Genomic DNA, 24,870 nt, shown 5'->3' with positions numbered 1-24,870 from the left:
TAACCATGATCTACGAATTTAACGGATATAAACCTGTCGTTCACAAAACGGCATTCGTGCATCCTCTGGCAGCGGTCACCGGCAATGTGATCATTGGGAAGGATGTTTATATAGGCCCGGGTGCAGCCATTCGTGGAGACTGGGGAAAGATCGTGATCAAAGACGGGTGCAACGTTCAGGAAAACTGCACGATCCACATGTTTCCGGGAGTAACAGTGATTTTGGAAGAATCGGCTCATGTGGGACATGGGGCCATTATTCATGGAGCTCACCTTGGTAGAAATTCCTTAATAGGTATGAATGCGGTGGTCATGGATAATGTGAAAGTTGGCAAAGAAAGTATCATTGGGGCACAGTCTTTTGTACCGGAAGGCATGGAGATCCCGGATCGGAAAGTAGTGGTTGGCAATCCGGCTAAGATCGTGAAGGATGTTACCAAGGAAATGGCTGAGTGGAAAACCAAAGGCACAGGACTTTATCAACAGCTTCCAAAAGAATTGCATGAAACATTGAAGGAATGTGAACCATTGCGCGAAATTCCTGAAGGCCGTGAAGATCAAAAGATGGGATACGAAACATGGGGAAGAAAGAAATCAGAATACAGAACCAAGGAAGCAGAGTAGAACAACTTATGTTCTGAATTCTGTTTCCTTAGTTCCTATTTATAATTGCATAAATCTATGATGAAAATAAAAAGCTACATACAAGGCAAATGGTTAAACGAAGGCAATCAAATCGACCTCATCAGTGCGGTAACCAATGAACCTGTGGCTCAAATGGTTGAGTCTGACATCGATTACAAATCGGCTTTGGAGTATGCTCGTGAGATCGGGGGACCCAAACTCCGAGAGCTAACCATCCACGAGCGGGCATTCAAGATCAAATTTCTTGGGCAGTACCTGATGGAGCGGAAGGAAAAGTATTATGAGATCTCTACGCATACCGGAGCTACAAGAGCTGATTCGTGGATCGATATTGAAGGTGGCATCATCACAGCTTTTGGGATCTCCAGTAAGTCACGCAGGTATCTTTCTGACCTCCCCTGGCATGTTGAAGGAGATACGGAACGGCTTTCCCGCAAAGGTTCTTTCATGGGGCAACACATTTGTGTTCCCAAACATGGTGTCGCAGTGCACATCAACGCATTCAATTTCCCGATCTGGGGAATGCTGGAGAAAATGGCCCCGGCTATCATCGCAGGCTTACCGGTAATTGTAAAACCCGCTCCTACCGGCTCATACTTGTCATGGGAAGTTTTCAAAGATATTATCGATTCCGAAATATTACCTGAAGGCTCTGTGCAGTACATAGCAGCTGATAAACCAGGAGATCTGCTTGACCATCTGAACAGTCAGGATTCTGTAGCTTTTACGGGTTCCGCACTGACAGGTAAGAAACTGAAAGCCCATCCAAATATCGTCGCCAACAACGTGCAGTTCAACCTGGAGGCAGATTCATTGAATTGTTCAATTCTGGGTGAAGATGTTACTCCTGAAATGGAAGAATTCGACCTCTTTATAAAAGAAGTAGCTCGTGAGATGACGGTCAAAACCGGTCAAAAATGTACGGCTATTCGCCGGACGATCGTTCCTGAACACCTGGAAGACGAAGTCATTGAAGCTCTGAAATCCCGACTGGAAAAAACTACTATTGGTGACCCAGCCCAAAAAGAAACCCGAATGGGCCCCTTAGCAAGTTCTTTACAAGCCCGCAGGTTTGAGGAACAATTACAGGAATTATCAGAGATCACTGAGACTGTGTACATAGGTGACGGAGACAGGGAAAATGCCTTCACAAATCCTAGGGTATTGGTATGTCACCACCCCATGCAGGTAGATGAAATTCACCAATTAGAGGCTTTTGGACCCATGACCACTGTCATGTCTTATAATAACACTCAGGAAGCTATCGACCTCGCCAATAAAGCCAACGGTTCACTGGTCGGGTCTTTATTTACGGCTGACGATGAACTGGCCCATAAGATCGCATTGGGCTGTGCTCCTTTCCATGGCCGGTTCATGGTTATAAATCGACATTCAGCCGGAGAATCAACCGGCCACGGCTCACCCATAGCTTCATTGGTTCATGGCGGCCCAGGACATGCCGGTGGTGGCGAGGAATTAGGAGGATACCGTGCAGTCCTTCATAATATGCAGCGGATAGCTCTTCAGGGCTCCCCTACTACCCTGAGAAATATTGTGAAGCAACATATCAAAGGAGCAGAAACAAAAGAATCTGAAAAACATCCTTTCCAGAAATACTTTGAGGAACTGGAGATCGGTGAAGCAATGACCACGGATGAACGTACGGTCACTGAGAAAGATGTTGAAGAATTCGCGGAATTAAGCGGAGACCATTTTTATGCCCATACTGATCCCGAAGCAGCTTCCCGATCGCTTTTTGGCAAGATCGTAGCTCATGGCTATTTCGTACTTTCAGCTACAGCCGGTTTATTTGTGGACCCTGATGAAGGACCTGTCATGCTGAACTATGGTTTGGAAAACCTCCGGTTTGTAGCTCCGGTTGCCCCCGGTGATACAATTCAGGCGAAACTGATCTTAAAACGAAAAAATGTCCGCCAGCAAAAAAAGAATGATCCGTTTCCATTTGGTGTGGTTTACTGGGATGTGGAAGTAACCAATCAGGAAGATGCTCTGGTGGCTGAATACACGATCCTCACGCTAATGAAAAGGGAAAACAAATTAGATATCGATGAGATTTAGGAAATATTGTAAGGTTTGCTGGTTTAATTCCTCTTACTGATAATGAATTCAGTAGTCAGAATTCAGAAATCTGAATTAAAAAGAGAGGAGCAATGAGAAAACCTGCTAAAACATTTAAAGATTTAATTGTATGGCAAAAAGCACATAGATTTGTCTTAGAAACTTATAGATACACTAAAAGTTTTCCTAAACATGAACTTTATGGACTAAGTTCTCAATTTAGACGTGCAGCAGTTTCTATCCCAGCAAATATTGCTGAAGGATTTAAAAAACGAGGAGTAAAAGATACTATGCGTTTTTTGAACATCTCGCATGGTTCTTTAGAAGAGTGTAGATATTACATAATTCTTGCAAAAGATTTGAACTATGGAAATTCAGATCATCTGAACAATTTATTAGAAGAAGTTAGTCGCCTTCTAGATGGCTATTACAAAGCCATTCTGAATTCAGAGTCCTGAGTTCAGAATTCTTTTTTTTAACTTAATTACTAATTACTCAACACAAATGTCAGAACAAAACGGAGCTGTAAACCTAACCATTGAAAACAACATTGGAACCATTGAGTTCTATCATCCAAAAGGAAATTCCTTACCGGGTGCCCTTCTTAGGGAACTGGCACAAACTATCAGTGATGCCGGGAAAAATGATGAAATTCGTGTTGTGATCATAAAAAGCCGTGGAGATGGTGCTTTTTGCGCCGGTGCTTCATTTGATGAATTGATCGCGATCGAAGATTACGATACCGGCAAAGAATTCTTCATGGGATTTGCCCTCGTTTTGAATGCTATGAGAACTTGCCCAAAACTCATCATTGTAAGAGTTCATGGCAAAACGGTTGGCGGTGGAGTCGGTATAGCCTCAGCCGGTGACTACACTCTCGCTCACGAAAATGCCTCTGTTAAACTTAGTGAATTAGCTTTAGGGATCGGTCCATTTGTAGTTGGACCCGCTGTAGAGCGAAAAGTGGGCACGAGTGCTTTTTCTGCGATGGCCGTGGATGCTACCAATTGGTACCATTCAGCTTTTGCAGAAGATAAAGGAATGTTCAATAAGGTATTTGATTCGATTGCCGATCTGGATCAATCTGTCAAAGAACTGGCGAATCAACTTGCAAATAGCAGTCCCGATGCCATGAGAGAACTAAAGAATGTCCTTTGGAAAGGCACTGAAGACTGGGACCAATTACTGGAACAAAGAGCTGAGATAAGCGGCCGGTTAGTTCTATCTGATTTTACAAAAAACTTCATCAAGAAGTTTAAATCTAAATCTTAGGATTACCTGTTTCCAGTTTTTACTATACTCATACAAATTTAAATCAATACACCGCCATGAAATTTTACGCAATCCTCATCACATTTTTAATATCCTTTTCCCCCCTCCTTGCCCAGGAAGAATGGGATGTCACTGATCCTGACCTGGGAGACACAACAAACGTTACTTTTACAACCGATGAAGGAACCTGGATGAATCTGGATGTTAGTCCTGATGGATCTCAGATCGTCTTTGACTTGTTAGGTGATATTTATTTACTCCCTATTGATGGAGGGCAGGCCTCACTACTCAGAGGTGGTCATGCTTATGAAATTCAGCCACGCTTCAGTCCTGATGGAACTCAAATTTTGTTCACCAGTGATGCCGGTGGTGGCGATAACATTTGGGTGATGGATACTGACGGTAACAACGCAAAGCAGATCACGGATGAAAACTTTCGGTTGCTTAATAACGCGGTCTGGACACCGGATGGTGAGTATATCATTGCTAAAAAGCATTTCTCATCTACCCGATCCCTTGGTGCCGGAGAGATCTGGATGTATCATAGATCCGGTGGGGCCGGTGTTCAGTTAGTTGAGAAAGCCAATGAACAGCAGGATATCGGTGAACCATGGGTGTCTCCGGATGGACGATATGTTTACTACAGCCAGGCTGTATATCCCGGTGGCTATTTTCAGTATAACAAAGACCCAAACAGTCAGATCTATGTCATACGCCGTTACGATCGGGAAGATGGGGAAATAGAAACGGTGACTGGTGGAAATGGTGGAGCGATCAGGCCACAGATCTCACCGGATGGTGAAACGCTGGCTTTTGTAAGACGTGTAAGAACGAAATCGGTTTTGTTTTTGAGAGACCTTGATACCGGTCGAGAATATCCCGTCTATGAGAACCTAAGTAAAGATATGCAGGAGGCATGGGCGATCTTTGGTCCTAATGCCAACTTTAACTGGATGCCGGATAACAGACATATTATCATTTGGGCAAATGGTAAGATCAACAAGATTGACACAGAGACCGGTGAATCTGAGATCATTCCATTCCAGGCTGAATCGGCTCACAGCATTGTTGAAGCCGTACGGTTTCAGCAAGATGTAGCCCCTGACAAATTCAATGCTAAAGCTATTCGACAACTCAGAACTTCACCGGATGGGAGAACACTTGTTTGGAGTGCTGCAGGAAAATTATGGAGTAAAATGCTACCTGACGGTACCCCAAAACGAATTACTAACTCCTCAGATTTTGAGTTTGACCCTGTTTTTACAAATGATGGCAGGTCAGTTGTATATGTATCCTGGAGTGATGAAGAAATGGGAGCTATTAAAACCGTCAGACTTAACCCGAGTCCTGAACCGGCAACACCAACCAAATTGACGAGAGAAAAAGGGATATACAGAGAACCCGAATTCAGTCCTGATGGCAATACCATTGTATTCCGCAAAGAAAGTGGAAATGGACAACTTGGTTTTACTCATACTTTGAATCCGGGTATTTACACTATCCCGGCAAGTGGAGGCTCCGAGACCATGATCACTGATGAAGGGGCCAAACCCAGATTTAGCCCTGATGGAAAACGGATCTGGTATCAGACAGGAGGGTATATTTTTGGTTCAATAGACAAGGCTTACAAAAGTATTGACTTGTCAGGGAATGATGAGAAAACCATGTTCACTTCAAGCTATGGACACGAATTTTCTCCAAGTCCGGATGGAAAATGGATGGCGTTCTCTAATCTACATAAAGTATATCTCGCTCCTATCCCAAAAACAGGTAAAACGATAGAGATCAATCCAAATACAAACTCTATTCCTGTGAAACAGATCTCTTCGGAAGCTGGATACCATATGCATTGGTCGGCTGAGAGTGAAAAGATACACTGGACTCTGGGAAATGAATATTTTACTGTTGATCTGAAAAATACTTTTGAATTTGTTGATGGAGCTCCTGATGAGATACCTGAACCACCAACTGAAGGCATCACACTCGATCTGGAACTTGATACCTATGTACCTGAGGGGCAGATCGCGTTCACAAACGCCCTTATCATTACTATGAATGGTGATGAGGTTATTGAAAATGGAACCGTTGTAGTTGATGGAAACAGAATATCTGCAATAGGTACTAACATCAATGTACCTACCGGTGCAAAAGTGATAGATGCATCGGGAAAAACGATCATACCGGGTATTGTTGATGTGCATGCTCACGTTGGAAATTTCCGACTTGGAATAAGCCCACAACAGCAATGGGAATATTATGCAAATCTTGCATATGGAGTGACTACCGTTCATGACCCATCCTCGAATTCCGAGATGATCTTTTCCCATGCTGAGGCGATCAAAGCCGGTAACATGGTTGGACCTCGCGTTTTTTCAACGGGTGTGATCCTCTACGGAGCTGACGGATCAATCAAAACAGAGATCAATAGTTATGAGGATGCTTTGTTTGCACTGGAACGGACAAAGGCCTGGGGTGCATTTTCAGTCAAAAGCTACAATCAGCCACGCCGTGATCAACGACAACAGATCATTAAAGCAGCCAGAGAACTTGAAATGATGGTTATGCCTGAAGGCGGTTCTACATTTACTCATAATATGAGCATGATACTGGATGGCCATACAGGAATTGAACACAATGTGCCTGTGGCCCCTCTTTACAAGGATGTAACAAACCTTTGGGCTGCCAGTGAAACAGGGTATACTCCAACTCACGTAGTTAACTATGGAAGCATGAGTGGTGAATATTACTGGTACCAGAAGTCAAATGTTTGGGAGAATGAACGTTTACTAACCTTCACTCCACGCAGTGTGATCGATCCACGTTCCCGTCACAGAACCATGATCCCTGATGAGGAATATGAGAATGGTCATATTCTTACCGCCGAATCAGATAAAAAACTGGCAGACGCAGGTGTAAAGGTGAATCTTGGTGCACATGGTCAGCTCCAGGGACTCGGAGCCCATTGGGAGCTATGGATGTTTGAGCAGGGCGGAATGTCTAACCTGGAAGCATTACGTGTTGCCACTATCAATGGGGCACATTACCTGGGCATGGATCACGAGATCGGTTCTTTAGAGGTAGGTAAGCTTGCCGACCTGGTTGTTCTTGATAAGAACCCCTTGGAAAATATCCGAAACACAGATTCTGTGACTCATACTATGGTAAATGGTCGCCTTTTTGATGCCACTACCATGAATGAAGTGGGAAATCAGGAACGTGAACGACTCCCATTCTGGTGGGAACGTGATGGTTATGATGAGAGATTTGACTGGCATGCAATCACTCTTGCCCCAGCCGGGTTACAGTGCACTTGTTTCGGCACTCACTAATAATATAATTCAACATAACTGATTCCTAAAGCTCCGGCATTTTCTGTCGGGGCTTTTTTATTTATGCGCCTATGTTAAATTCTCAGTTTTATTACATTATGCTTGGAAAATTGTAACAAACCTACTGCCTGATACTCTTTCCCTTTGGTTGGCATAATAGGGTTAATGCGTATCAGCTTTCAAAACTTCAGCAGGCTTACTAGCATATGGGAATGGATCGACAGTTAGAGAAAAAAACATGGACACCAAAACGCGTATTCACGATAGTTGCCATTTTGGCTATCGCAATAATAGGTATTTATGTGATCTGGTTTATGGATCCGCGTTCTTCTATGAATATTGACCAAAGCAGGATCACGATCTCTGAAGTCAATGAGGATGTATTCCAGGAATACCTTCAGGTAAATGGAACGGTTCAGCCCATACAAACATCCTACCTTGATGCCATCGAAGGCGGAGTGGTTCAAGAGGTCATACTAGAATCCGGAGCTATGGTTGAACCCGGCGATACGATCCTCACCTTGACCAACTCAGGGCTTCAGTTACAGGTTTTACAGCAAACCTCAGGCCTATATGATCAGATCAATAACGTTAGAAATTCGAGACTCAACCTGGAACAGAACACCCTTAATCTTCAGGAACAACTTGCCAATGCAAAAGCACAAATGCAGATTCTTAAAGGCAGATATGAGCGGCAATTGCAATTATTTGAAAAAGAACTGATCTCTGAAGAGGATTTTCATAACACCAAAGAGAACTTTCAGTTCCAAAAACGAAGGTATGAACTGACTTATGAGTCATTCCGGAAAGATTCAATACAATCGATCAATCAGCTCAGGCAACTTGATGAATCTGAGGAACGCATGTATCAAAACCTTGAAGCCGTTCAGCAGATCCTTGATAACCTGACTGTCACTGCTCCAATTTCCGGACAGTTAAGTACCATCGAATTGAATCAGGGTCAATCAATTACTTCCGGTGAACGATTAGGTCAGATAGACATCATTGATGGTTTTAAAATCAGGCTCGCGATCGATGAGTATTATTTATCATCCATAGTAACCGGGTTAAAAGGAACATTCACCTTCAATGAACAAACCCATGATCTTGAGATCACCAAGATCTATCCTGCAATTAATAACGGACAATTCGAAGTTGATATGGAATTCATCAATCAAGCACCCGGAAATCTGCGGCGTGGACAAACGGTGAGGATCAAACTCGAATTGGGAGATTCGATCCAGGCTATACAGATTCCACGTGGAGGTTTTTATCAGAAAACCGGAGGAAACTGGGTTTTTGTGGTCGATGAAACAGAAAATAAGGCATATAAGCGGTCCATTCGCCTGGGCAGACAAAATCCTGACCATTTTGAAGTACAATCTGGACTGAGTCCCGGAGAAAAAATCATTACATCAAGTTACGATGCTTTTGGTGACAACGAGGTGTTAATATTGAATTAGGTATCAACCTCATTAATTTAAAAAAGATATCATACCACAAACTATGATCAAGACAAGCAATCTAAAGAAAGTTTACACTACTGAAGAGGTAGAGACTACTGCGTTGAATAACGTAAATATTGAGATCAAAGAGGGTGAATTCGTTGCAATAATGGGGCCATCAGGTTGTGGAAAATCGACCCTGCTCAACATCATGGGACTTTTAGATAATCCAACGTCCGGACAATACCACTTCAATGGACAAGAGATATCAGGTTATTCAGAAAAACAGCGGGCTCAACTTCGCAAAGGAAACATAGGCTTCATTTTCCAAAGCTTTAACTTGATTGACGAGCTGACTGTATTCGAAAACGTAGAACTTCCTCTCCTTTACCTTGGAATGGATTCATCCAAAAGAAATTCAAAGGTTGAGAACGCATTGGAACGTATGGGCATGATGCACCGCAAAAATCACTTTCCTCAACAATTATCAGGAGGACAGCAGCAAAGAGTTGCCATAGCCAGGGCGGTTGTTGCAGATGCCAAACTAATTCTCGCTGACGAACCGACCGGGAATCTGGATTCTGATCACGGTGATGAGGTCATGAAATTGCTTACGGAACTAAACGATTCAGGAACAACCATTGTCATGGTCACCCACTCACCATATGATGCAAAATATGCTGAACGTATCATTAACTTATTCGATGGAAAGGTCGTAACTGAAGACATGAAAGAAGGCTTCCATATTTAAGGCTCAGGCATCACAGCATCTTCATCACACTGAGACAAAAAAAACCGGATACGGAGTTTTGCAATTTTAACGTTGAGCTAAATTCTCACTGACAAGTTTTAACATGCAGGTACTTGATTATGTGTTCACTTTGGGGTTAAATGCTTGATGTATAATAATTTTATTAAATCTCACCTTACTATGAAAAAAGTCATCTATGCTTCGCTGATCCTTATTGTATTATTTATCGTTAACGGTTCAGTATTTGCTCAGGATAAAGTACTAACAATAGATGATTACGACCGTTGGTCTAGAATTGTAGGAACAGAAATTTCTAATAACGGTAACTGGGTGGCTTATGGTCTTCGTCCAAATGGCGGTGATGATACCCTTCATGTCATTTCATTGAGAAATAGTACTGAACACATTATACCACTCGCTCAAAATGGAATATTCTCTGATGATAGTAAATGGCTTGCTTACACCGTGAGCATTGATGAGCAAACTCGTAAAAAGATGATCCAGAAGGGTGAGAAAGTTTATAGTCAAGCTGAATTGCTGAATCTTGAAACCGGAGAAAAATATTCAGTTGATCGATCTTCCAGCATGGAGTTTTCTGAAAACGGAAGATATTGGGCCGTACACCGCGAAAAACCGGAGACAGATAACAGTAAACATCAGGGAAGTGATCTGATATTACGTAAGCTGCAGGATGGTACAGTAATGAATATTGGAAACGTGTCAGAATTTAAATTCAATAAGAAGAGCACAATGCTTGCATACCTTGTTGACGCAAGTGAAAAAGAAGGAAATGGCCTATATCTTAAAAACCTGAACACTAATACCCTCACCACTCTCGATTCCGATACGGTTACATACACAAATTTAGTTTGGGATGATGAACAATCCCACAGATCAGAATGGAAGAAAAAAGGATCTGCCCTGGCTGTACTTAAAGGCAATAAAATTGACACTCTGATCCATCCCAAGAACAAATTGGTTGTTGCACAGAACCTGGATTCCAGGTTCACTAAAACTATTTTAGATCCCTACAATCATTCCAGTTTTCCTGACAATATGGTTATTAGTGGTAACAGAGATCTTTCCTGGAATACTAATGGTGATATGGTATTCCTTGGATTTCGGGAACAAGAGCCAAAGTTAAACATGGACAAAGACAGCGTTGCTAATGTAGATGTTTTTCATTGGAAGGATGACCGAATTCAAACGGTGCAGGAGCAACAGGCCTCCAGAGACCTTAAATTTACTTACGTGGCTTCTTTTGACCCCGGTAATTCCACCTTAACCCGTCTTACAGATGAGGAGATGAGAGAACTGGATTTTTCAAAACACAACAAGTTTATGATCGGCCGTGATGAAACACCTTACATTGATGATATAAACTGGGGAGTTTCACCAACTGATCTGTACCGTGTTAATCTGCAAAACGGAGATCGTACGCTATTTGCTAAGAATGTTAAGCGATCGAATGGATTTTCCCCTGATGGCAGGTACTATCTATATCAAAAAATAACTGAGCAGGACACTATGTTATATGTTTATGATGTAGAGCAGAATACCAATACTAATTTATCTGCAAACTCCCCTATTCAATTTACAAATACAGACCACATATACCCTCACGAAAGCCCAACTTTTGGATTAGCAGGATGGACCAAAGATAGAGAGCATGTCATAATGAATCACAAATATGACCTCTGGTTGCTTGCCCTTGATGGCTCTTCAGCTGAGAATATTACTCAGGGTATGGGGAATCAGGAAAAAATCATATTCAGGTATGAGAACCTTGACGAAAGCGAAGAATACATTGATACCTCCGGTAAATTATTGCTTTCGGCCTTTGGTGAGTGGACCAAGAAAAATGGGTTTTATGAACTAACTATTGGAAATACACCAAAGCCACTCATATATGAAGATGCGAGTTTTGGGAACGTGGATAAAGCACGCGACACCAACCGCATCATACTTACACGCCAGACTTTTGTGGATTTTCCCGACTACTACCAAACCAATTCAGGTTTTAAGAACCTTAAAAAAATTACAGACGCCAATCCTCAGCAAAAGGAATACGCATGGGGAGAAAGAGTATTAGTTGACTATGAAAATAGTCGGGGAATTAAACTCCAGGGCACACTAACCTTGCCGGCCAATTATAAACCGGGTAACAAGTATCCAATGATCGTGTATTTCTATGAGAAAATGTCTGATCGGCATCATCAATATTCCATGCCTGTTTATGATGACCGCCCCCACATGTCAACATATGCCAGCAACGGATACCTGGTTTTTATGCCGGATATTGATTTTGAATTTGGGTACCCAGGAACTAGCTCTCTTGATTGCATCACGTCTGCAACTCAAAAAGTCATCGATCTGGGCTATGCGGATCCCGATAAATTAGGTTTACAAGGCCATAGCTGGGGAGGTTATCAATCCTCTTTTATTTTAACCCAAACAGATATGTTTGCAACCGTTGTGACAGGTGCACCACCAACAAACCTTACAAGCTTCTATAATAATATTTATGGCAATACAGGCACCAATCATCATGGGATCATGGAAATCGGGCAAGTTCGTATGGGCCGTAATGTAACCCCGTGGTCAAACCTGGAAGACTATCAGCGTGAAAACCCAATGTTCCATGCCCCAAAAATTGAAACCCCTTTTATGATTCTACATGGAACAGATGATGGTGCAGTAGACTGGATGCAAGGTCTGGAATTCTATAATGCGGCACGCCGGCTCGATAAAGAGGTTGTCCTATTATCATATCCGGGTGAGGGACATCATTTAGGCAGAGAAGCTAACCAAATTGACTTTCAGGTCAGAATGAAAGAATGGTTTGACCACTATGTTAAAAGGGTGCCTGCAGCTGAATGGATCAAAGAAGGAATTCCCTATATTGAAAAGCAATATAATAAAGCCGAATAAGGATACCCTATAATGGATAATGGGATTTTTATTGATCAGATAAGTATTTTAATTTTGAATCACTTCTTTATCGAATTGTATTGATTCAAAGTAACAAATGCGGATTCATTCGGTGTTTTGTCCCTTTTTCATATACCTGCACAATTGACATTAATTTGTGGTCTTCAAATATCCTCCCAAGAAACTGTAAACCGGAAGGTAAATTTCCTTTTAAATATCCCATTGGCACTGTAATTGCCGGCTGACCAGTATGTGGGGCAATGATATGATTATTATCACCTGTTATGGCTTGTACAATTCCTTTCTTGATTGGCGCTCTATTCCACGAAGGATATATTATGGCAGTCACCCTAAAATGACTCATTGCTCTTTCAATGGCTTCTCGGTATTCGATTCTTTTGGTATCCTTAAAGGCATCTGCGCAAACAGTTTCACTTTTTAGGTTTTTATATTTCTGATAATTCAGCAGATCTCCTTCTATATATGAAGAATAGTTACCTGACTCTAAAATATCATTAAAATTTTGAAGTGGAATTTCAGCCCCCCAACTCAATAAAAAATTATTAAGATCGTCTTGAAAGGTTGGGCACCATTGGTTGTGCCTCAATGAATCAAATCCAGCCACCACAAACGGGTCAACAATTTCTGCACCTTGTTTTTTGAGATCTGAGATAGCCTTTTCAAATAATGTATTAACCTCTGGGCTAGCATACATACTCACTTTTCTAAAAACTCCTATACGAACCCCCTTCAGATCTGTTTTATTCAAACGGTCTAAATAACTCTCAGGAACCATATTCAAGCCATGTTCAGTAAGTGGGTCTTTTTCATCATATCCATTAATTACATCCATTACCCGTGCAGCATCTTCTATTGTTCGTGTCATTGGGCCCGGCATATCATTTCTAAGATATAAAGGAATGATGCCGTATCTGCTTGTAAGACCCATTGATGGTCTAATGCCGATCAATGCGTTGTGTGATGCAGGTCCTCGAACTGAACTCCCCGTATCTGTTCCAATACCAATTATTCCAAAATTCGCAGCGATAGCTGCTGCTGTTCCACCACTTGACCCGGCTGTTGAATATCCAACATTATAAGGGTTGACCGTCTCCCCAAATGTTGAACTTATTGAAGCATTGGCATTGAGAGCCCACTCACCCATATTGGATTTTGCTAGTATTATCGCGCCGGCTTCAATTAATTTTTTTATAATCGTTGCGTCTTTGCTGGGCACATAGTTTTGTAAAGTTTTTGAACCAGCGGTTGTTGGCAAACCTTTGGTCATGATGTTATCCTTTACAATAACTGGAATCCCATGGAGAGGTCTTAATTTACCTGTATCCTTAAACTCTTGGTCCAATATTTTTGCCTCAGCGATGGCAGTTGGATTAATATATGTAATAGCATTTATTCCTTTGGGCTGATCGAGTCTTACAATTCGCTGGATGTAACATTTGATCAGTTGTTCTGATGTTAACCTGTTTTCAGAAAAAGCTTTATGTACTTTCTTTATGTCAATTTCAGATAGCTCAAAAGTGTTACACCGGGTGTATTCCGTATTATTTATAATATTGATCTGTTGACCCAATGCGACAACTGATGTGACCACAGTAACGAAAACTATGAATAAAACTCTCATTTTTATAAGCAAGATATTTACCTAAAACAGTTTCAATTTATTGATAAATCCATAATTCTGATCACTTATTTTTTCGTATTAGCAAATTTTTAACGTGTTTCATGTTCGCCTCTAATAATGCCAAAAACCAATAGTAAGTCAGGATCGCTGTCCTCTACTGCACTCTCTTTATCACCATGATCGTAATATCATCGCTTTGATGGAACCCATCTGAATGGGAATTTACCTGCTGATAGATCTGCTGAAGAATAAATGAAGCAGATGCATTAGCACATTTTTCAATTACGGCTACAGTGCGGTCAAGACCAAACTCCACTAGATCTTTATTCATTGCCTCAGTAATACCATCTGTAAAAATGACAACTGTATCCTCAGGTTCAAGGGATATAGAATGACATTCGTATATAGCTTCGTCTACGACTCCTAAAAGCATGCCCGTGACATCCAGTTTTGAGTGCAACTTATTTTCCCTGAAAACAAGGGGCTGGTCATGCCCTGCGTTACAGTAATGAATTTTATGATCTTTCCTGTCAAGCACACCATAAAACAAAGTAGCAAACTTAGTTGCCTCGGTATTTCGGTAAAGAAGTTTATTAATGTTTTCCACACATTTGTTTGTTTCCTTATGTATGAGTACCTGACTTCTTAAAGAGGCCTGAAGCCCCGCCATTAACAATGCAGCCGGCATCCCTTTCCCTGTAATATCTCCAATACAGAAACCCACATTGTTTTCGTCAATTTCAATAAAATCATAGTAATCCCCGCCTACTTCCTTAGCGGGAACATTGAATGCAGCTATTTCATATCCGGGAATATCGGGATTCTTGTCAGGAAGTAAATTAGTCTGGATCTGGGTAGCAACTTTCATTTCCTCCTTCAATATCAGGTATTCTTTTTCCTCTTCATAAAGGCGTGAGTTTTCAATGATCTGAGCAGATTGAGATGCGATGATAACTAACAGGCGCCGATCTTTTTCCTCAAAAGTTGCTCCATTTTTTTTATTAAAAACTGCCAGGTAACCTATCAGATCACCCTTGGCTATAAGTGGTACACCTAACATATTCCGGATCGACGTACCTGTTTCTGGCGGAAGTGTGAATCGGTCATCACCCCCCAAATCGTTGCTTAGAAGAGGCACTTGTTTACGCAGCATCCACCCTGTTATTTGATGATCAAGATGAATGGGAACCCTTTGCTGGGTCAAGTCTTGTCTGCGGATCATAGTATGGAATTTCATATCCTCACTTTCCTTTTCCAGCAAGCTTACAGTACCCTCTTCCGCATTCAAATGCTTTACGCACTTTAAAACTATAGTGTCAATGATCGTTTCAACAGACTGAGTAGAACTGATGGAGGAAGCAATATCATTCAATATGGACAACTCCTTAACTGCCAGCTTTAGCTGTTTATTTTCCTCTATAAGTTTTTGAAAATCTTCCATATCTGATCTTGAAAAGTAAGGAAAGCCAAATCAAGTAAAATAAATCAGGCAATCATCGCATTTTAATGTACATTATAATGCATTAAGTAGTATAATCATATACATTTTTAAGTTATGGGTTGTTTTTATAAACTATGATAGGCAAGCAAATCCTACATTATCAGGTATTACAAAAACTTGGCGAAGGAGGTATGGGAAAGGTATATCTGGCTGAAGACACCAGGTTAAACAGAAAAGTAGCCTTGAAATTTCTTTCAACCGGAGTAACTTCCGATGATCTGGAAGTTAAACGATTTAGAAATGAAGCCCGCATTGCAGCCTCCCTTAGTCACCCAAATATAGCCCAGGTCTATGCGATCGAAGATTGTGAAGAAGGAAGTTTTATTGCCATGCAATATATTGACGGGGTAGACCTTGGTTCTTTTTTAACTAAAGATGAGGTAACATTAAAACAAAAAGAAGAGATCGCATTAAAGGTTGCTGAAGGCATCGGGGCAGCTCACAAAAAAGACATTATCCACAGGGATATAAAAGCCGGGAATATCATGGTGACCCATGACGGTCAGGTTAAGGTTTTGGATTTTGGTCTTGCCCAGCTTGCCAGTGTTTCTAAATCGGTCAGTTCAGGAGTACAAATTGGAACTGCAACCTACATGGCTCCTGAGTTGATCCTGGGGAAAGATGCCGATATTCGTTCGGAAGTGTGGGCCTATGGGGTCGTACTCTATCAGCTATTTACCGGCAATCTTCCTTTTGACGGAGCTTATGAACAAGCCATTACTTATGCCATTTTAGATGAAGAACCACAGGCTGCTCACGAAATTAAAGCTGATATCCCACCCTACATTGAACAGATCATAGATAAATGTCTTCAGAAGAAGCCTGATAACAGGTATCAAAATTTTGAAGAGATCATTTCAGATATCAAAAAAAATAATTCTGCTGCCTTAAATATAACTAACAACTCACCGTCATTTTTTGATCTTGTAACTTCAAAAAAGTTTGTCTCATTTTCAGCGCTAGCCTTATTGATCATTATTCCTTTAGGCTTTCTAAGCTATCAAATGTCAAACCCCTTTGATGGCAAGATCAGAAAACTAGCGATCATTCCATTCAAAAATGTTAATGATAATAATGTAAACCGTGTATTGCTGGATGGTGTACTTGAAACCATGACCAGTAAGCTCTCACAAATTGATAATTATAAGGAGGTTCTTTGGGTCATCCCATCAAGCGAAGTTATCAGTAATAATGTTTCTACGGCCCAGGAAGCCTATAAATTTTTTGGAGTCAACCTTGCAGTAACGGGTAGTTTTCAGGATATGGATGATGTTAAGAGATTGACGATCAATCTGATCGATGCAAAGAATCTGAGGCAATTGAAGTCCAGTGTCATTGATATTTCAGGTGATAATATTCTGAATCTCCAAACTGAAACCGTACTGAAACTAATTGAGATGCTGGATATCCAGGCGGATGATCAGATCAAGGGGACTCTGAATCAAGGAATCACAAATGACCCTGAAGCTTCTTCCTATTATATCAGTGGGCAGGGATATCTGCACCGTTACCTGCAGGAAGACTATCTAAATAATGCTATCATGCTTTTTAATAAAGCCATAGAGGAAGATCCTGATTATGCTTTAGCCTATGCTGCCCTTGGCGAATCGTACTGGAGAAAATATGAGATACTTAATGTCATCACATATGTTGACTCTGCAAAAACATTCCTAAATAAGGCCATGGAGATAAACAGTGAGTTGACACCGGTCAAACAAACTATTGGTCTTTTGGATCTGGGTACGGGTGACTATGAAAAAGCCATTAATGTTTTTACCTCTATTCTTGAACACGAACCTGGGAATGAAGTTGCCTATGGAGGCCTTGCTGAGGCTTATGATAACTTGGGGATGTATGAAGAGGCAGAGAAAACCTATAAAAAAGCTATTGACCTGAAACCGGGGTTCTGGCTGAGTTATAAACGGCTTGGTAATTTTTACCTCAGAAAAGGTGAATACGAAAAAGCATTGGAGCCATTGTATGAAGTAGTACAATTAACACCGGACAATCATGATGGATACTCAAATATTGGTGTTATTTATTACTACATGGCTAATTGGGAAATGGCTAAAAAATATTTTTCCGAGTCATATGAAATGGAACCAACCTATTCAGCGGCCTCTAATCTTGGCACTGTCAATTACATTGAATTGAATTATGCAGAAGCTGCTAAATATTATTCCCTCGCTTTGGCAATAAATCCAAACGATTATCAAATCTGGGGCAATCTTGCTTCATTACAAGGGTTATTAGGGGCGAATGAAGATGAAAGAGCTAATTATTTAAAGGCCATTGAGGTTGCAGAAAAACAACTTGAGATCAATCCCAATAACATAAACCTGATTTCAGACCTTGGCTCATATTATTCTGATGTAGGTGATTCTTTACAAGCAGTGATATACCTTGAAAGATCACTGTCATTAGCACCGGAGCTACCTGACCTGATATTCAGGGCAGGAAGTGCCTATGAAAATCTTGGGAATAGAGAGCGGGCTATTGAACTGATGACTCAGGCTCTTGAAAGGGATTATCCGCTTGAAAACATATTAATTCAGCCTGAACTATCCGACCTGGTAGCAGATAATCGGTTCCAGAAAGTTATTAATATATACAAAACCACCGATTAGGGTTATATAAGTAATAATCTAAATAGGTTTAACAAGAACCAGTAATATGGGAACAAATGAAAAATACAATGATCACATGGGTAGGGTTAATTGTTATTGCTTTAGTAAGCATGGCAGCAGTCACTCAGATAAAAAAAATACAGTACTCCGTTAAAAAAATTGATGCCAAGTGGTATGTAGTCGATGAACAAAATAAAGCAATACCAATTGAGGCAAACAGAAACGATGATATTGAATGGACCGCTGAAGGATCAGATATGGTGTTTCAGTTTCCTCAGGAGCTCAGTGTTTATTTCACCAAAGAAGATGGGAGTACAGCTGGAGACGGATACTACATTGAAGTAAAAGACGGCGATAAATTAAAGCTAAAGGTCAAAAACGATGCGCCACTTGGCAGATATGTATACTCTGTTCTCGTTAAAAAAGATGACACCTTTGCTGAAGGAAGTTCACCACCAATTTTGATCATCAGGTAAATTCATAATTCAATTTCTGATGTACATTCCGAATTTCATTTGAAGCCGTTCAAGTTACTATTAATTTGATCGGCTTCTTTCTTATGCTTCTCTAACTTTATCGAAATCCTGACTTGGAACGGTAATTCTTTAATGTTCAGTTTGTTATTAAATTCATTCTGACTTTTAAATTAGATCTGATTGCTCACCATGACCTTGCGAATATCTCTATTAACCATTAGCCTAAATCTATTTTATGCTTTTGTCCTTTTTGCCCAACCCTTAAGTGATAATAAGGATAGTCTTCAAAGTACCTTGGAACAAGCTGAGTCAATAGAATCACTCAGGAGCATACTGATCCAAAAAGACGGTGAGCTACTGGCCGAAGAATTTTTCCGTAATGCCAGTCCTGAATACCCCTACAATATCAAATCGGCTTCAAAAAGTATCATTTCCTTATTGGTTGGCATTGCAGTTGATAAAGGGTTTATCTCGATTGATGAAACTTTGGATCATTACTTTCCCGATTACTTTAAATTGAACCCAGATCCTGAAAAAGAAGCTATAACGATTCGAAACCTGTTATCCATGCAATCAGGTTTGGAAACTACCAGCTTTTACAACTATGGGGCCTGGGTAATAAGTGATAACTGGGTAAAGTTTCAACTTGATCAACCTCTTGAAGAAGATCCGGGCGGTAAAATGGTCTATAGTACAGGTACCTCTCACCTTCTCTCAGCCATACTTACGAAAGCCACCGGTATGAATACCAAAGCCTTTGCTGAAAAATATCTATTCAACCCTTTGAATATTCAGGTTGGTGGATGGGATCGCGACCCTCAGGGATACTACATGGGAGGTAATAACCTGGCCCTCACGCCAAAGGCCCTTTTAAAGATCGGGCAACTTATGCTTAATGGGGGAACCTGGAAAAATGAACAAATTGTATCAAAAGAATGGGTTAGGGATTCGTTTCAAACTTATACCCGCAGTAATTTCAATCCCTATGATTATGGATATATGTGGTGGAACAGGCCTGTCGGTGGATATGATGTTTATTTTGCCTGGGGCTTTGGCGGACAATATATATTCATCATTCCGGAATTAAACAGTGTGACAGTTGTAACCTCTTTCCTTGAAAATGCAACTCAGAGAAGAACTTACAAAGAACCCATCTTTGACCTGCTTGAAGAGCAGGTCATCCCCTTTCTTGAAAATTATTAGCTCACCGGTAAAAATTATTTAAATAAACTTTAACAATTTTGTAACAAATGCACTTCTGAATCCTCTATCAGTGTATAAGGTACAATTTGGGTAATATATACTTCCGTTGGTAGTTAGAGGATTCACTGATGCTTAAAAATTACATCAAGATTGCGATAAGAAATCTCCTTAAAAAAAAGGTTTACTCTCTTATCAACATTACAGGTTTATCTATAGGTCTCGCCACCTGTATTATCATTATAACCTATGTGATCAATGAAAGAAGCTTCGACTCATTTCATGAAAACTCAGATCAGATCTTCAGGGTGGTTCAAACGACTAAATCCGCTGACCGGGATGAAGATCAGGCCACTACTCCCTTTGCTCTTGCCCCAGTCTTAGACGAAGAATATTCGGGATCTATTTTAAAAACGGTTCGTTTTTTCGATATGCAACTGGAATCACATACCTTTGTGAATCGTGATGAACGCATATCTTTCAGAGAGGAAAATTTCTATTTTACAGATTCTACTTTTTTTGATGTTTTCTCTGCTGAACTCCTTCGTGGGGACCCAAAAAGTGCCTTAAGAGATCCCCTTTCACTGGTGATTACAGAAGACCTTGCTAAAAAATACTTTGGGGATCAAAACCCTATTGGCAAACTCCTCAACTATAGGGGTATTCGGGATATGACCGTAACAGGTGTTATGGAAAACTGGCCGGAAACCTCACACATGAAAATAGATCTGTTGGCTTCCTTTACAAGTCTAGATGATATCTACGTGAGTAGTCCCGATTACAATGAAAGCTGGCTTTGGAATCCAATATGGACCTATATAGTTATTGGTGAAAACACTGATACCAAAACACTGGAACAGCAACTACAGACACTAGCAGGCAAATATTACTATGCCTATTCCGGCTGGCCGTCAGATGAAACTGTAGAATTGGAACTGCAACCCGTTACAGACATCCATCTTCATTCCAACAGGGATCATGAAATGGAAGTTAACAGTTCGGCATTGTACACCAATATTTTATTGGCCGTTGCAGTTTTTATCTTGATCATTGCCTGTATCAATTTTATGAACCTTTCAACAGTCAGGTCGTTGGAACGTAGTCGTGAAGTTGGCCTCAGAAAAGTTATGGGAGGACACAAAAAACAGCTTATTTCCCAGTTTCTGGGAGAGTCCTTTTTCCTTAGCTTCATCGCCATCATATTAGGTTGCTTGATCGTCTACCTTTCGCTTCCATTCTTTAATGAACTAACCGGTAAAAGTCTGGGTTTTGACCTTTTCCAAAACATATATACAATCCCTGCTCTTTTAGTCCTTACCATATTTGTTTCATTTTTTTCAGGATCCTACCCTGCTTTTTTTCTTTCCTCTTTTAATCCAGTACAGGTTTTAAAAGGAAAAGGATCTAGTAGTTCAAGCAATGTACTTTTCCGAAAAGCCTTGGTTACGTTTCAGTTTTCACTCTCTGTGATCTTACTGATTGGTACCGCCGTTATATTCCTTCAGCTGAATTACATTCAGGAAAAAGATCTCGGTTTTGATAAAAACAATGTACTTCTTCTTCCCACTATGCAAAATCTGATCAGCTGGGAGTTCGATACTTTCAAGGAACGTGGCTTATCCCATTCACAAATCCAGAATATAACAGGTCTTGGAAAGATACCCGGCAGTGAAGCACAGGAATTCTATCGGTATGTACCGGCAGGAACCGGCGAAAGTGAGGATGCGACAAACCTGGCACTACATGTCACACACGATTTTATTGAAACTTTTGATCTGACTCTTTTGGCAGGACGGGGTTTTTCCAGGGAATTCCCAAGCGATTTTGACCAAAGCATCCTGATCAATGAGTCAATGCTATCAAAGCTGGATGTAGAAATTCCTGAAGAAGCGATAGGATCGACTTTCTATTTTTATCCTCCCGTAGGAGAACGTGAATCATATTCGGTGGTTGGTGTGGTCAAAGACTTTAATTATTCCTCCCTTAAGAAAGAGATTCAGCCATTGGTCATAAAGTTAGTTCAGGGTACTCAACCCATTCTGGGATATGTTGCCCATACTGCTGTTGAGCTTTCTCCCGGTAACCCCACTGCTGCCATAGAACACCTTGAAAAAATCTGGACAGAGATCAACCCAATTGACCCATTTGAGTATCGCTTTCTTGATGAACGACTTAACGAGATCTATGAGTCCGAACAAAAGATGAGCTCGCTTGCCACCGTTTTTTCTTTATTGTGTATCATCATTGCATGTCTTGGTCTTCTAGGACTTTCATCCTATTCGGCTCATCTCAAGCAAAAGGAAATTGGCATCAGGAAAAGCCTTGGGGCTTCTGTAACCAACATTATCAACTTGTTATCAAAAGAGTTCATATTTCTTGTGATCCTGGCCAATCTCATAGCCTGGCCGATCTCATATTTTGGTGCCCAAAAATGGCTTGAAAATTTCCCCTACCGATTTGACCTCTATACAAACCTTCCCATGATCTTTATTGTCTCAGGATCGATCATTCTTTTTGTTGCATTGACAACTGTAAGTTATCATGCGGTCAAGGCTGCCATGATCAATCCGGTTCAAGCCATACGCAACGAATAAATCTGAATTTCTTTAAAAATTCACATGGTTTATGTACCATTAAGGAACCTTTCATTAAGGGGATTCATTGGATTGATATGAGACCATTAGTTTACATCTTACTTCTTCTGACCTTTATCCTTGCTCCTCTCAGTGAGGGTTTCGGTTTTGTTATGCAGCAAGACACCACAGGTGAAAAAACCGTTACCGTTATTACGATCAAGGGGGCCATTGGGCCAACTACCACCAATTATATTACCCGTGGACTGGAAACAGCTATTGAAAGAAAGGCTGAAGCTTTGATCATAGAACTTGATACCCCTGGCGGTCTTTTAAACTCAACTCAGGATATTGTGCAGGAAATGCTGGCATCTGAGATGCCGATCGTTGTATATGTGACCCCATCCGGGGGTAATGCCGGAAGCGCCGGTACATTTATTACACTTGCCGCCCATATTGCAGCTATGGCCCCCACCACTACCATTGGGGCTGCCTCACCGGTATCTATGGGAGGCGGACAGCAGGATACGGTGATGCAAAAAAAGATCTTTAACTACTCGGAAAGCTTCATAGAGAACATTGCCAAAGAACGAAACCGTAATGCCGAATGGGCAAAATCAGCTGTCAGTGATGGTGAAGCGATCACCGAAACGGAAGCATTGGAGTTGAATGTCATCGACCTAATTGCAACAGATATGGACGACCTATTGCAACAAATAGACGGACGCGAGGTGGAAGGCAGAATCCTAGAAACCTCAAATGCGACCATCGAGCCGCTTGAAGAAAGCTTTGCTGAAAAATTCTTCAGCTTCATTATGCGCCCAGAGATCATGCTGATCCTGACCATGGTTGCCATTTATGGCATTGTCGGGGAAGTTACTAACCCCGGAGCCATTGTACCGGGTGTAGCCGGTGTCATCGCATTGATCCTGTTATTATACGGTTCAGCAGCCATGCCAATAAACGTTGCCGGTTTTATTTTGATTGGTTTAGCAATTGTTTTATTTATAACGGAAGCATTCACCCCAACATTTGGAATACTTATGACCGGAGGAGCCGTCTCATTTTTCCTAGGTGCTTTGATGCTGTTCCAGGATTTTCCCAAAGAAATGCAGCTGGACTGGTATTGGCTGGTTCCGGCGACTATTCTTATGGTCATATTTTTTGGGTGGATAGCCACTTCAGGAATAAAAGCCCAATTTACCGGACACAGAACCGGTTTGGAATCACTCATCGGAAAAAAAGCCAGGGTCATTGACGATGTGGATGAAAATTCCGGACGAGTGATGATCTCCGGTGAATATTGGAATGCCATTACTGAAGGAGAACAAATTAAATCAAACGAATGGTGCGAGATCGTCCGTTTTGAAGGACTCACCGTTACCGTAAAACCTTACACCCCTAAAGAGGAGACTCATCATGGAGCCGACTGAAGTATTTTCAGGATATATTACCTGGGTAATCACCCTTGTTGTATTCTTTGTTTTATTAGCACCTCAAGTTTTCAAGATCTTAAGAGAATATGAACGGGCGGTGGTATTCCGGCTTGGAAAATTCCAGAGCGTTAAAGGCCCCGGCCTGATCATCCTCATCCCTTTCATCGATAAAATTGAGCGCGTGGATCTGCGTGTACTTACCATCAATGTGGATCGGCAGGAAGTGATCACTAAAGATAACGTAACCGTGAATGTGGATGCCATTACCTTTTTCAGAGTGGTTGATGCAGAAGCAGCTGTTATACAGGTTGAGCGATACATTCATGCTACTTCCATGTTAGCTCAAACTACATTGCGAAGTATCATCGGTCAGGTTGAACTGGATGAATTGCTGGCCAACCGTGAAAAGATCAACAAACAGATCCAGCAAAATATTGATACTCAAACCGATCCATGGGGAATCAAAGTAGTTTCCGTTGAAGTACGTGATGTGGTTCTTCCTGAAAATATGAAGCGAGCCATGGCACGTCAGGCTGAGACTGAACGTGATCGTCGTGCCAAGGTCATTAACGCTGAAGGTGAATTCCAGGCCGCCGAAAGACTAGTTGATGCAGCCAAAATGATCGAGACTGCACCGGCTGCTTTACAACTTCGCTTCCTGCAAACCATGAATGAGATCAGTGAAGAAAATGCAACTTTTGCCTTCCTGCCACTGCCCATGGATTTCTTTGAGGCATTCAAGAAAATAGCACCTTCAGATCAGATCAAGAAGAAAGATGATTCCGGAGAATAATAATTAAGGAACATGACATATAAATACATATTTATGTATCTGCATAAATATGCATGACACAAGCTCTCAAAAATCACTGGCTCTGATGCTCTGCGTCGGAGCCTTTTTTTATTTAAGCAATTCTTCCCCATCCAACCCATAGTTTTATTAATTTCGGGCTTAATTAATTAT

Annotated in this window: 16 protein-coding genes; 14 read left to right on the top strand and 2 right to left on the bottom strand. The window is 41.1% G+C overall.

Going from position 1 to position 24,870, the window contains the following annotated elements:
* The first annotated feature begins 5 nt into the window (after positions 1–5).
* The 8 genes from AC13FX_RS05035 to AC13FX_RS05000 all read left to right on the top strand — a co-directional run bounded on the left by AC13FX_RS05035 (position 6) and on the right by AC13FX_RS05000 (position 12,451).
* Positions 6–623: an acyltransferase gene (locus tag AC13FX_RS05035; RefSeq protein ID WP_482879405.1), complete on the top strand. Its 618-nt coding sequence runs from the start codon at positions 6–8 to the stop codon at positions 621–623.
* Positions 624–683: 60 nt separating this feature from the next.
* Positions 684–2,723: a phenylacetic acid degradation bifunctional protein PaaZ gene (gene paaZ / locus AC13FX_RS05030; protein WP_482880145.1), complete on the top strand. Its 2,040-nt coding sequence runs from the start codon at positions 684–686 to the stop codon at positions 2,721–2,723.
* A gap of 92 nt (positions 2,724–2,815) precedes the next feature.
* On the top strand, positions 2,816–3,181 hold the full coding sequence (locus tag AC13FX_RS05025; RefSeq protein WP_482879404.1) for a four helix bundle protein: 366 nt from the start codon (positions 2,816–2,818) through the stop codon (positions 3,179–3,181).
* A gap of 46 nt (positions 3,182–3,227) precedes the next feature.
* Positions 3,228–3,995 (top strand): enoyl-CoA hydratase/isomerase family protein, encoded by a 768-nt coding sequence (locus AC13FX_RS05020; RefSeq protein ID WP_482879403.1) that lies wholly within the window; start codon positions 3,228–3,230, stop codon positions 3,993–3,995.
* Positions 3,996–4,051: 56 nt separating this feature from the next.
* The gene (locus tag AC13FX_RS05015) at positions 4,052–7,324 is read left to right on the top strand and encodes an amidohydrolase family protein (RefSeq protein WP_482879402.1); all 3,273 of its coding nucleotides are present in this window, start codon (positions 4,052–4,054) and stop codon (positions 7,322–7,324) included.
* A gap of 212 nt (positions 7,325–7,536) precedes the next feature.
* On the top strand, positions 7,537–8,787 hold the full coding sequence (locus AC13FX_RS05010; RefSeq protein ID WP_482879401.1) for an efflux RND transporter periplasmic adaptor subunit: 1,251 nt from the start codon (positions 7,537–7,539) through the stop codon (positions 8,785–8,787).
* A 43-nt stretch (positions 8,788–8,830) separates the two neighbouring features.
* Positions 8,831–9,520, top strand: coding sequence for an ABC transporter ATP-binding protein (locus AC13FX_RS05005; RefSeq protein ID WP_482879400.1), 690 nt, complete (start codon positions 8,831–8,833; stop codon positions 9,518–9,520).
* A 180-nt stretch (positions 9,521–9,700) separates the two neighbouring features.
* On the top strand, positions 9,701–12,451 hold the full coding sequence (locus AC13FX_RS05000; protein ID WP_482879399.1) for a S9 family peptidase: 2,751 nt from the start codon (positions 9,701–9,703) through the stop codon (positions 12,449–12,451).
* 85 nt (positions 12,452–12,536) lie between these two features.
* On the opposite strand, the gene AC13FX_RS04995 is transcribed toward AC13FX_RS05000, so the two are convergent.
* A complete protein-coding gene (locus tag AC13FX_RS04995) occupies positions 12,537–14,093 on the bottom strand; it encodes an amidase (protein ID WP_482879398.1) in 1,557 nt (518 codons plus the stop codon).
* Positions 14,094–14,247: 154 nt separating this feature from the next.
* Entirely contained in the window at positions 14,248–15,534 is a 1,287-nt protein-coding gene (locus AC13FX_RS04990; protein WP_482879396.1) for a PP2C family protein-serine/threonine phosphatase, read from the bottom strand.
* A gap of 134 nt (positions 15,535–15,668) precedes the next feature.
* Between AC13FX_RS04990 and AC13FX_RS04985 the strand changes: the two genes are divergently transcribed.
* The 6 genes from AC13FX_RS04985 to AC13FX_RS04960 all read left to right on the top strand — a co-directional run bounded on the left by AC13FX_RS04985 (position 15,669) and on the right by AC13FX_RS04960 (position 24,699).
* Complete coding sequence (locus AC13FX_RS04985; protein WP_482879395.1) at positions 15,669–18,221, top strand: protein kinase domain-containing protein; 2,553 nt, start codon at positions 15,669–15,671, stop codon at positions 18,219–18,221.
* A 56-nt stretch (positions 18,222–18,277) separates the two neighbouring features.
* Positions 18,278–18,697 carry a hypothetical protein gene (locus AC13FX_RS04980; RefSeq protein ID WP_482879394.1) on the top strand — a complete coding sequence of 140 codons (420 nt, stop codon included), beginning with the start codon at positions 18,278–18,280 and terminating at the stop codon, positions 18,695–18,697.
* A gap of 294 nt (positions 18,698–18,991) precedes the next feature.
* On the top strand, positions 18,992–19,900 hold the full coding sequence (locus tag AC13FX_RS04975; RefSeq protein ID WP_482879393.1) for a serine hydrolase domain-containing protein: 909 nt from the start codon (positions 18,992–18,994) through the stop codon (positions 19,898–19,900).
* Between the two features lie 128 nt (positions 19,901–20,028).
* On the top strand, positions 20,029–22,491 hold the full coding sequence (locus tag AC13FX_RS04970) for an ABC transporter permease (RefSeq protein ID WP_482879392.1): 2,463 nt from the start codon (positions 20,029–20,031) through the stop codon (positions 22,489–22,491).
* Positions 22,492–22,568: 77 nt separating this feature from the next.
* On the top strand, positions 22,569–23,903 hold the full coding sequence (locus AC13FX_RS04965) for an NfeD family protein (RefSeq protein ID WP_482879391.1): 1,335 nt from the start codon (positions 22,569–22,571) through the stop codon (positions 23,901–23,903).
* Positions 23,890–24,699, top strand: coding sequence for a slipin family protein (locus tag AC13FX_RS04960; protein ID WP_482879390.1), 810 nt, complete (start codon positions 23,890–23,892; stop codon positions 24,697–24,699). The genes AC13FX_RS04965 and AC13FX_RS04960 overlap by 14 nt, the downstream gene beginning before the upstream one ends.
* Positions 24,700–24,870 lie beyond the last annotated feature (171 nt).

The sequence above is a fragment of the Gracilimonas sp. B-17 genome (assembly GCF_056857935.1).
Note: the sequence above shows the minus strand (reverse complement) of the source record. Positions and strands in the feature narration are given on the sequence as shown.

What these genes read in the sequence shown, in the direction of transcription:
- AC13FX_RS05035 (WP_482879405.1), top strand. Translation starts at nt 6, where the DNA reads ATGATCTACGAATTTAACGGATATAAACCTGTCGTTCACAAAACGGCA.
- paaZ (WP_482880145.1), top strand. Translation starts at nt 684, where the DNA reads ATGAAAATAAAAAGCTACATACAAGGCAAATGGTTAAACGAAGGCAAT.
- AC13FX_RS05025 (WP_482879404.1), top strand. Translation starts at nt 2,816, where the DNA reads ATGAGAAAACCTGCTAAAACATTTAAAGATTTAATTGTATGGCAAAAA.
- AC13FX_RS05020 (WP_482879403.1), top strand. Translation starts at nt 3,228, where the DNA reads ATGTCAGAACAAAACGGAGCTGTAAACCTAACCATTGAAAACAACATT.
- AC13FX_RS05015 (WP_482879402.1), top strand. Translation starts at nt 4,052, where the DNA reads ATGAAATTTTACGCAATCCTCATCACATTTTTAATATCCTTTTCCCCC.
- AC13FX_RS05010 (WP_482879401.1), top strand. Translation starts at nt 7,537, where the DNA reads ATGGATCGACAGTTAGAGAAAAAAACATGGACACCAAAACGCGTATTC.
- AC13FX_RS05005 (WP_482879400.1), top strand. Translation starts at nt 8,831, where the DNA reads ATGATCAAGACAAGCAATCTAAAGAAAGTTTACACTACTGAAGAGGTA.
- AC13FX_RS05000 (WP_482879399.1), top strand. Translation starts at nt 9,701, where the DNA reads ATGAAAAAAGTCATCTATGCTTCGCTGATCCTTATTGTATTATTTATC.
- AC13FX_RS04995 (WP_482879398.1), bottom strand. Translation starts at nt 14,093, where the DNA reads ATGAGAGTTTTATTCATAGTTTTCGTTACTGTGGTCACATCAGTTGTC.
- AC13FX_RS04990 (WP_482879396.1), bottom strand. Translation starts at nt 15,534, where the DNA reads ATGGAAGATTTTCAAAAACTTATAGAGGAAAATAAACAGCTAAAGCTG.
- AC13FX_RS04985 (WP_482879395.1), top strand. Translation starts at nt 15,669, where the DNA reads ATGATAGGCAAGCAAATCCTACATTATCAGGTATTACAAAAACTTGGC.
- AC13FX_RS04980 (WP_482879394.1), top strand. Translation starts at nt 18,278, where the DNA reads ATGAAAAATACAATGATCACATGGGTAGGGTTAATTGTTATTGCTTTA.
- AC13FX_RS04970 (WP_482879392.1), top strand. Translation starts at nt 20,029, where the DNA reads ATGCTTAAAAATTACATCAAGATTGCGATAAGAAATCTCCTTAAAAAA.
- AC13FX_RS04965 (WP_482879391.1), top strand. Translation starts at nt 22,569, where the DNA reads ATGAGACCATTAGTTTACATCTTACTTCTTCTGACCTTTATCCTTGCT.
- AC13FX_RS04960 (WP_482879390.1), top strand. Translation starts at nt 23,890, where the DNA reads ATGGAGCCGACTGAAGTATTTTCAGGATATATTACCTGGGTAATCACC.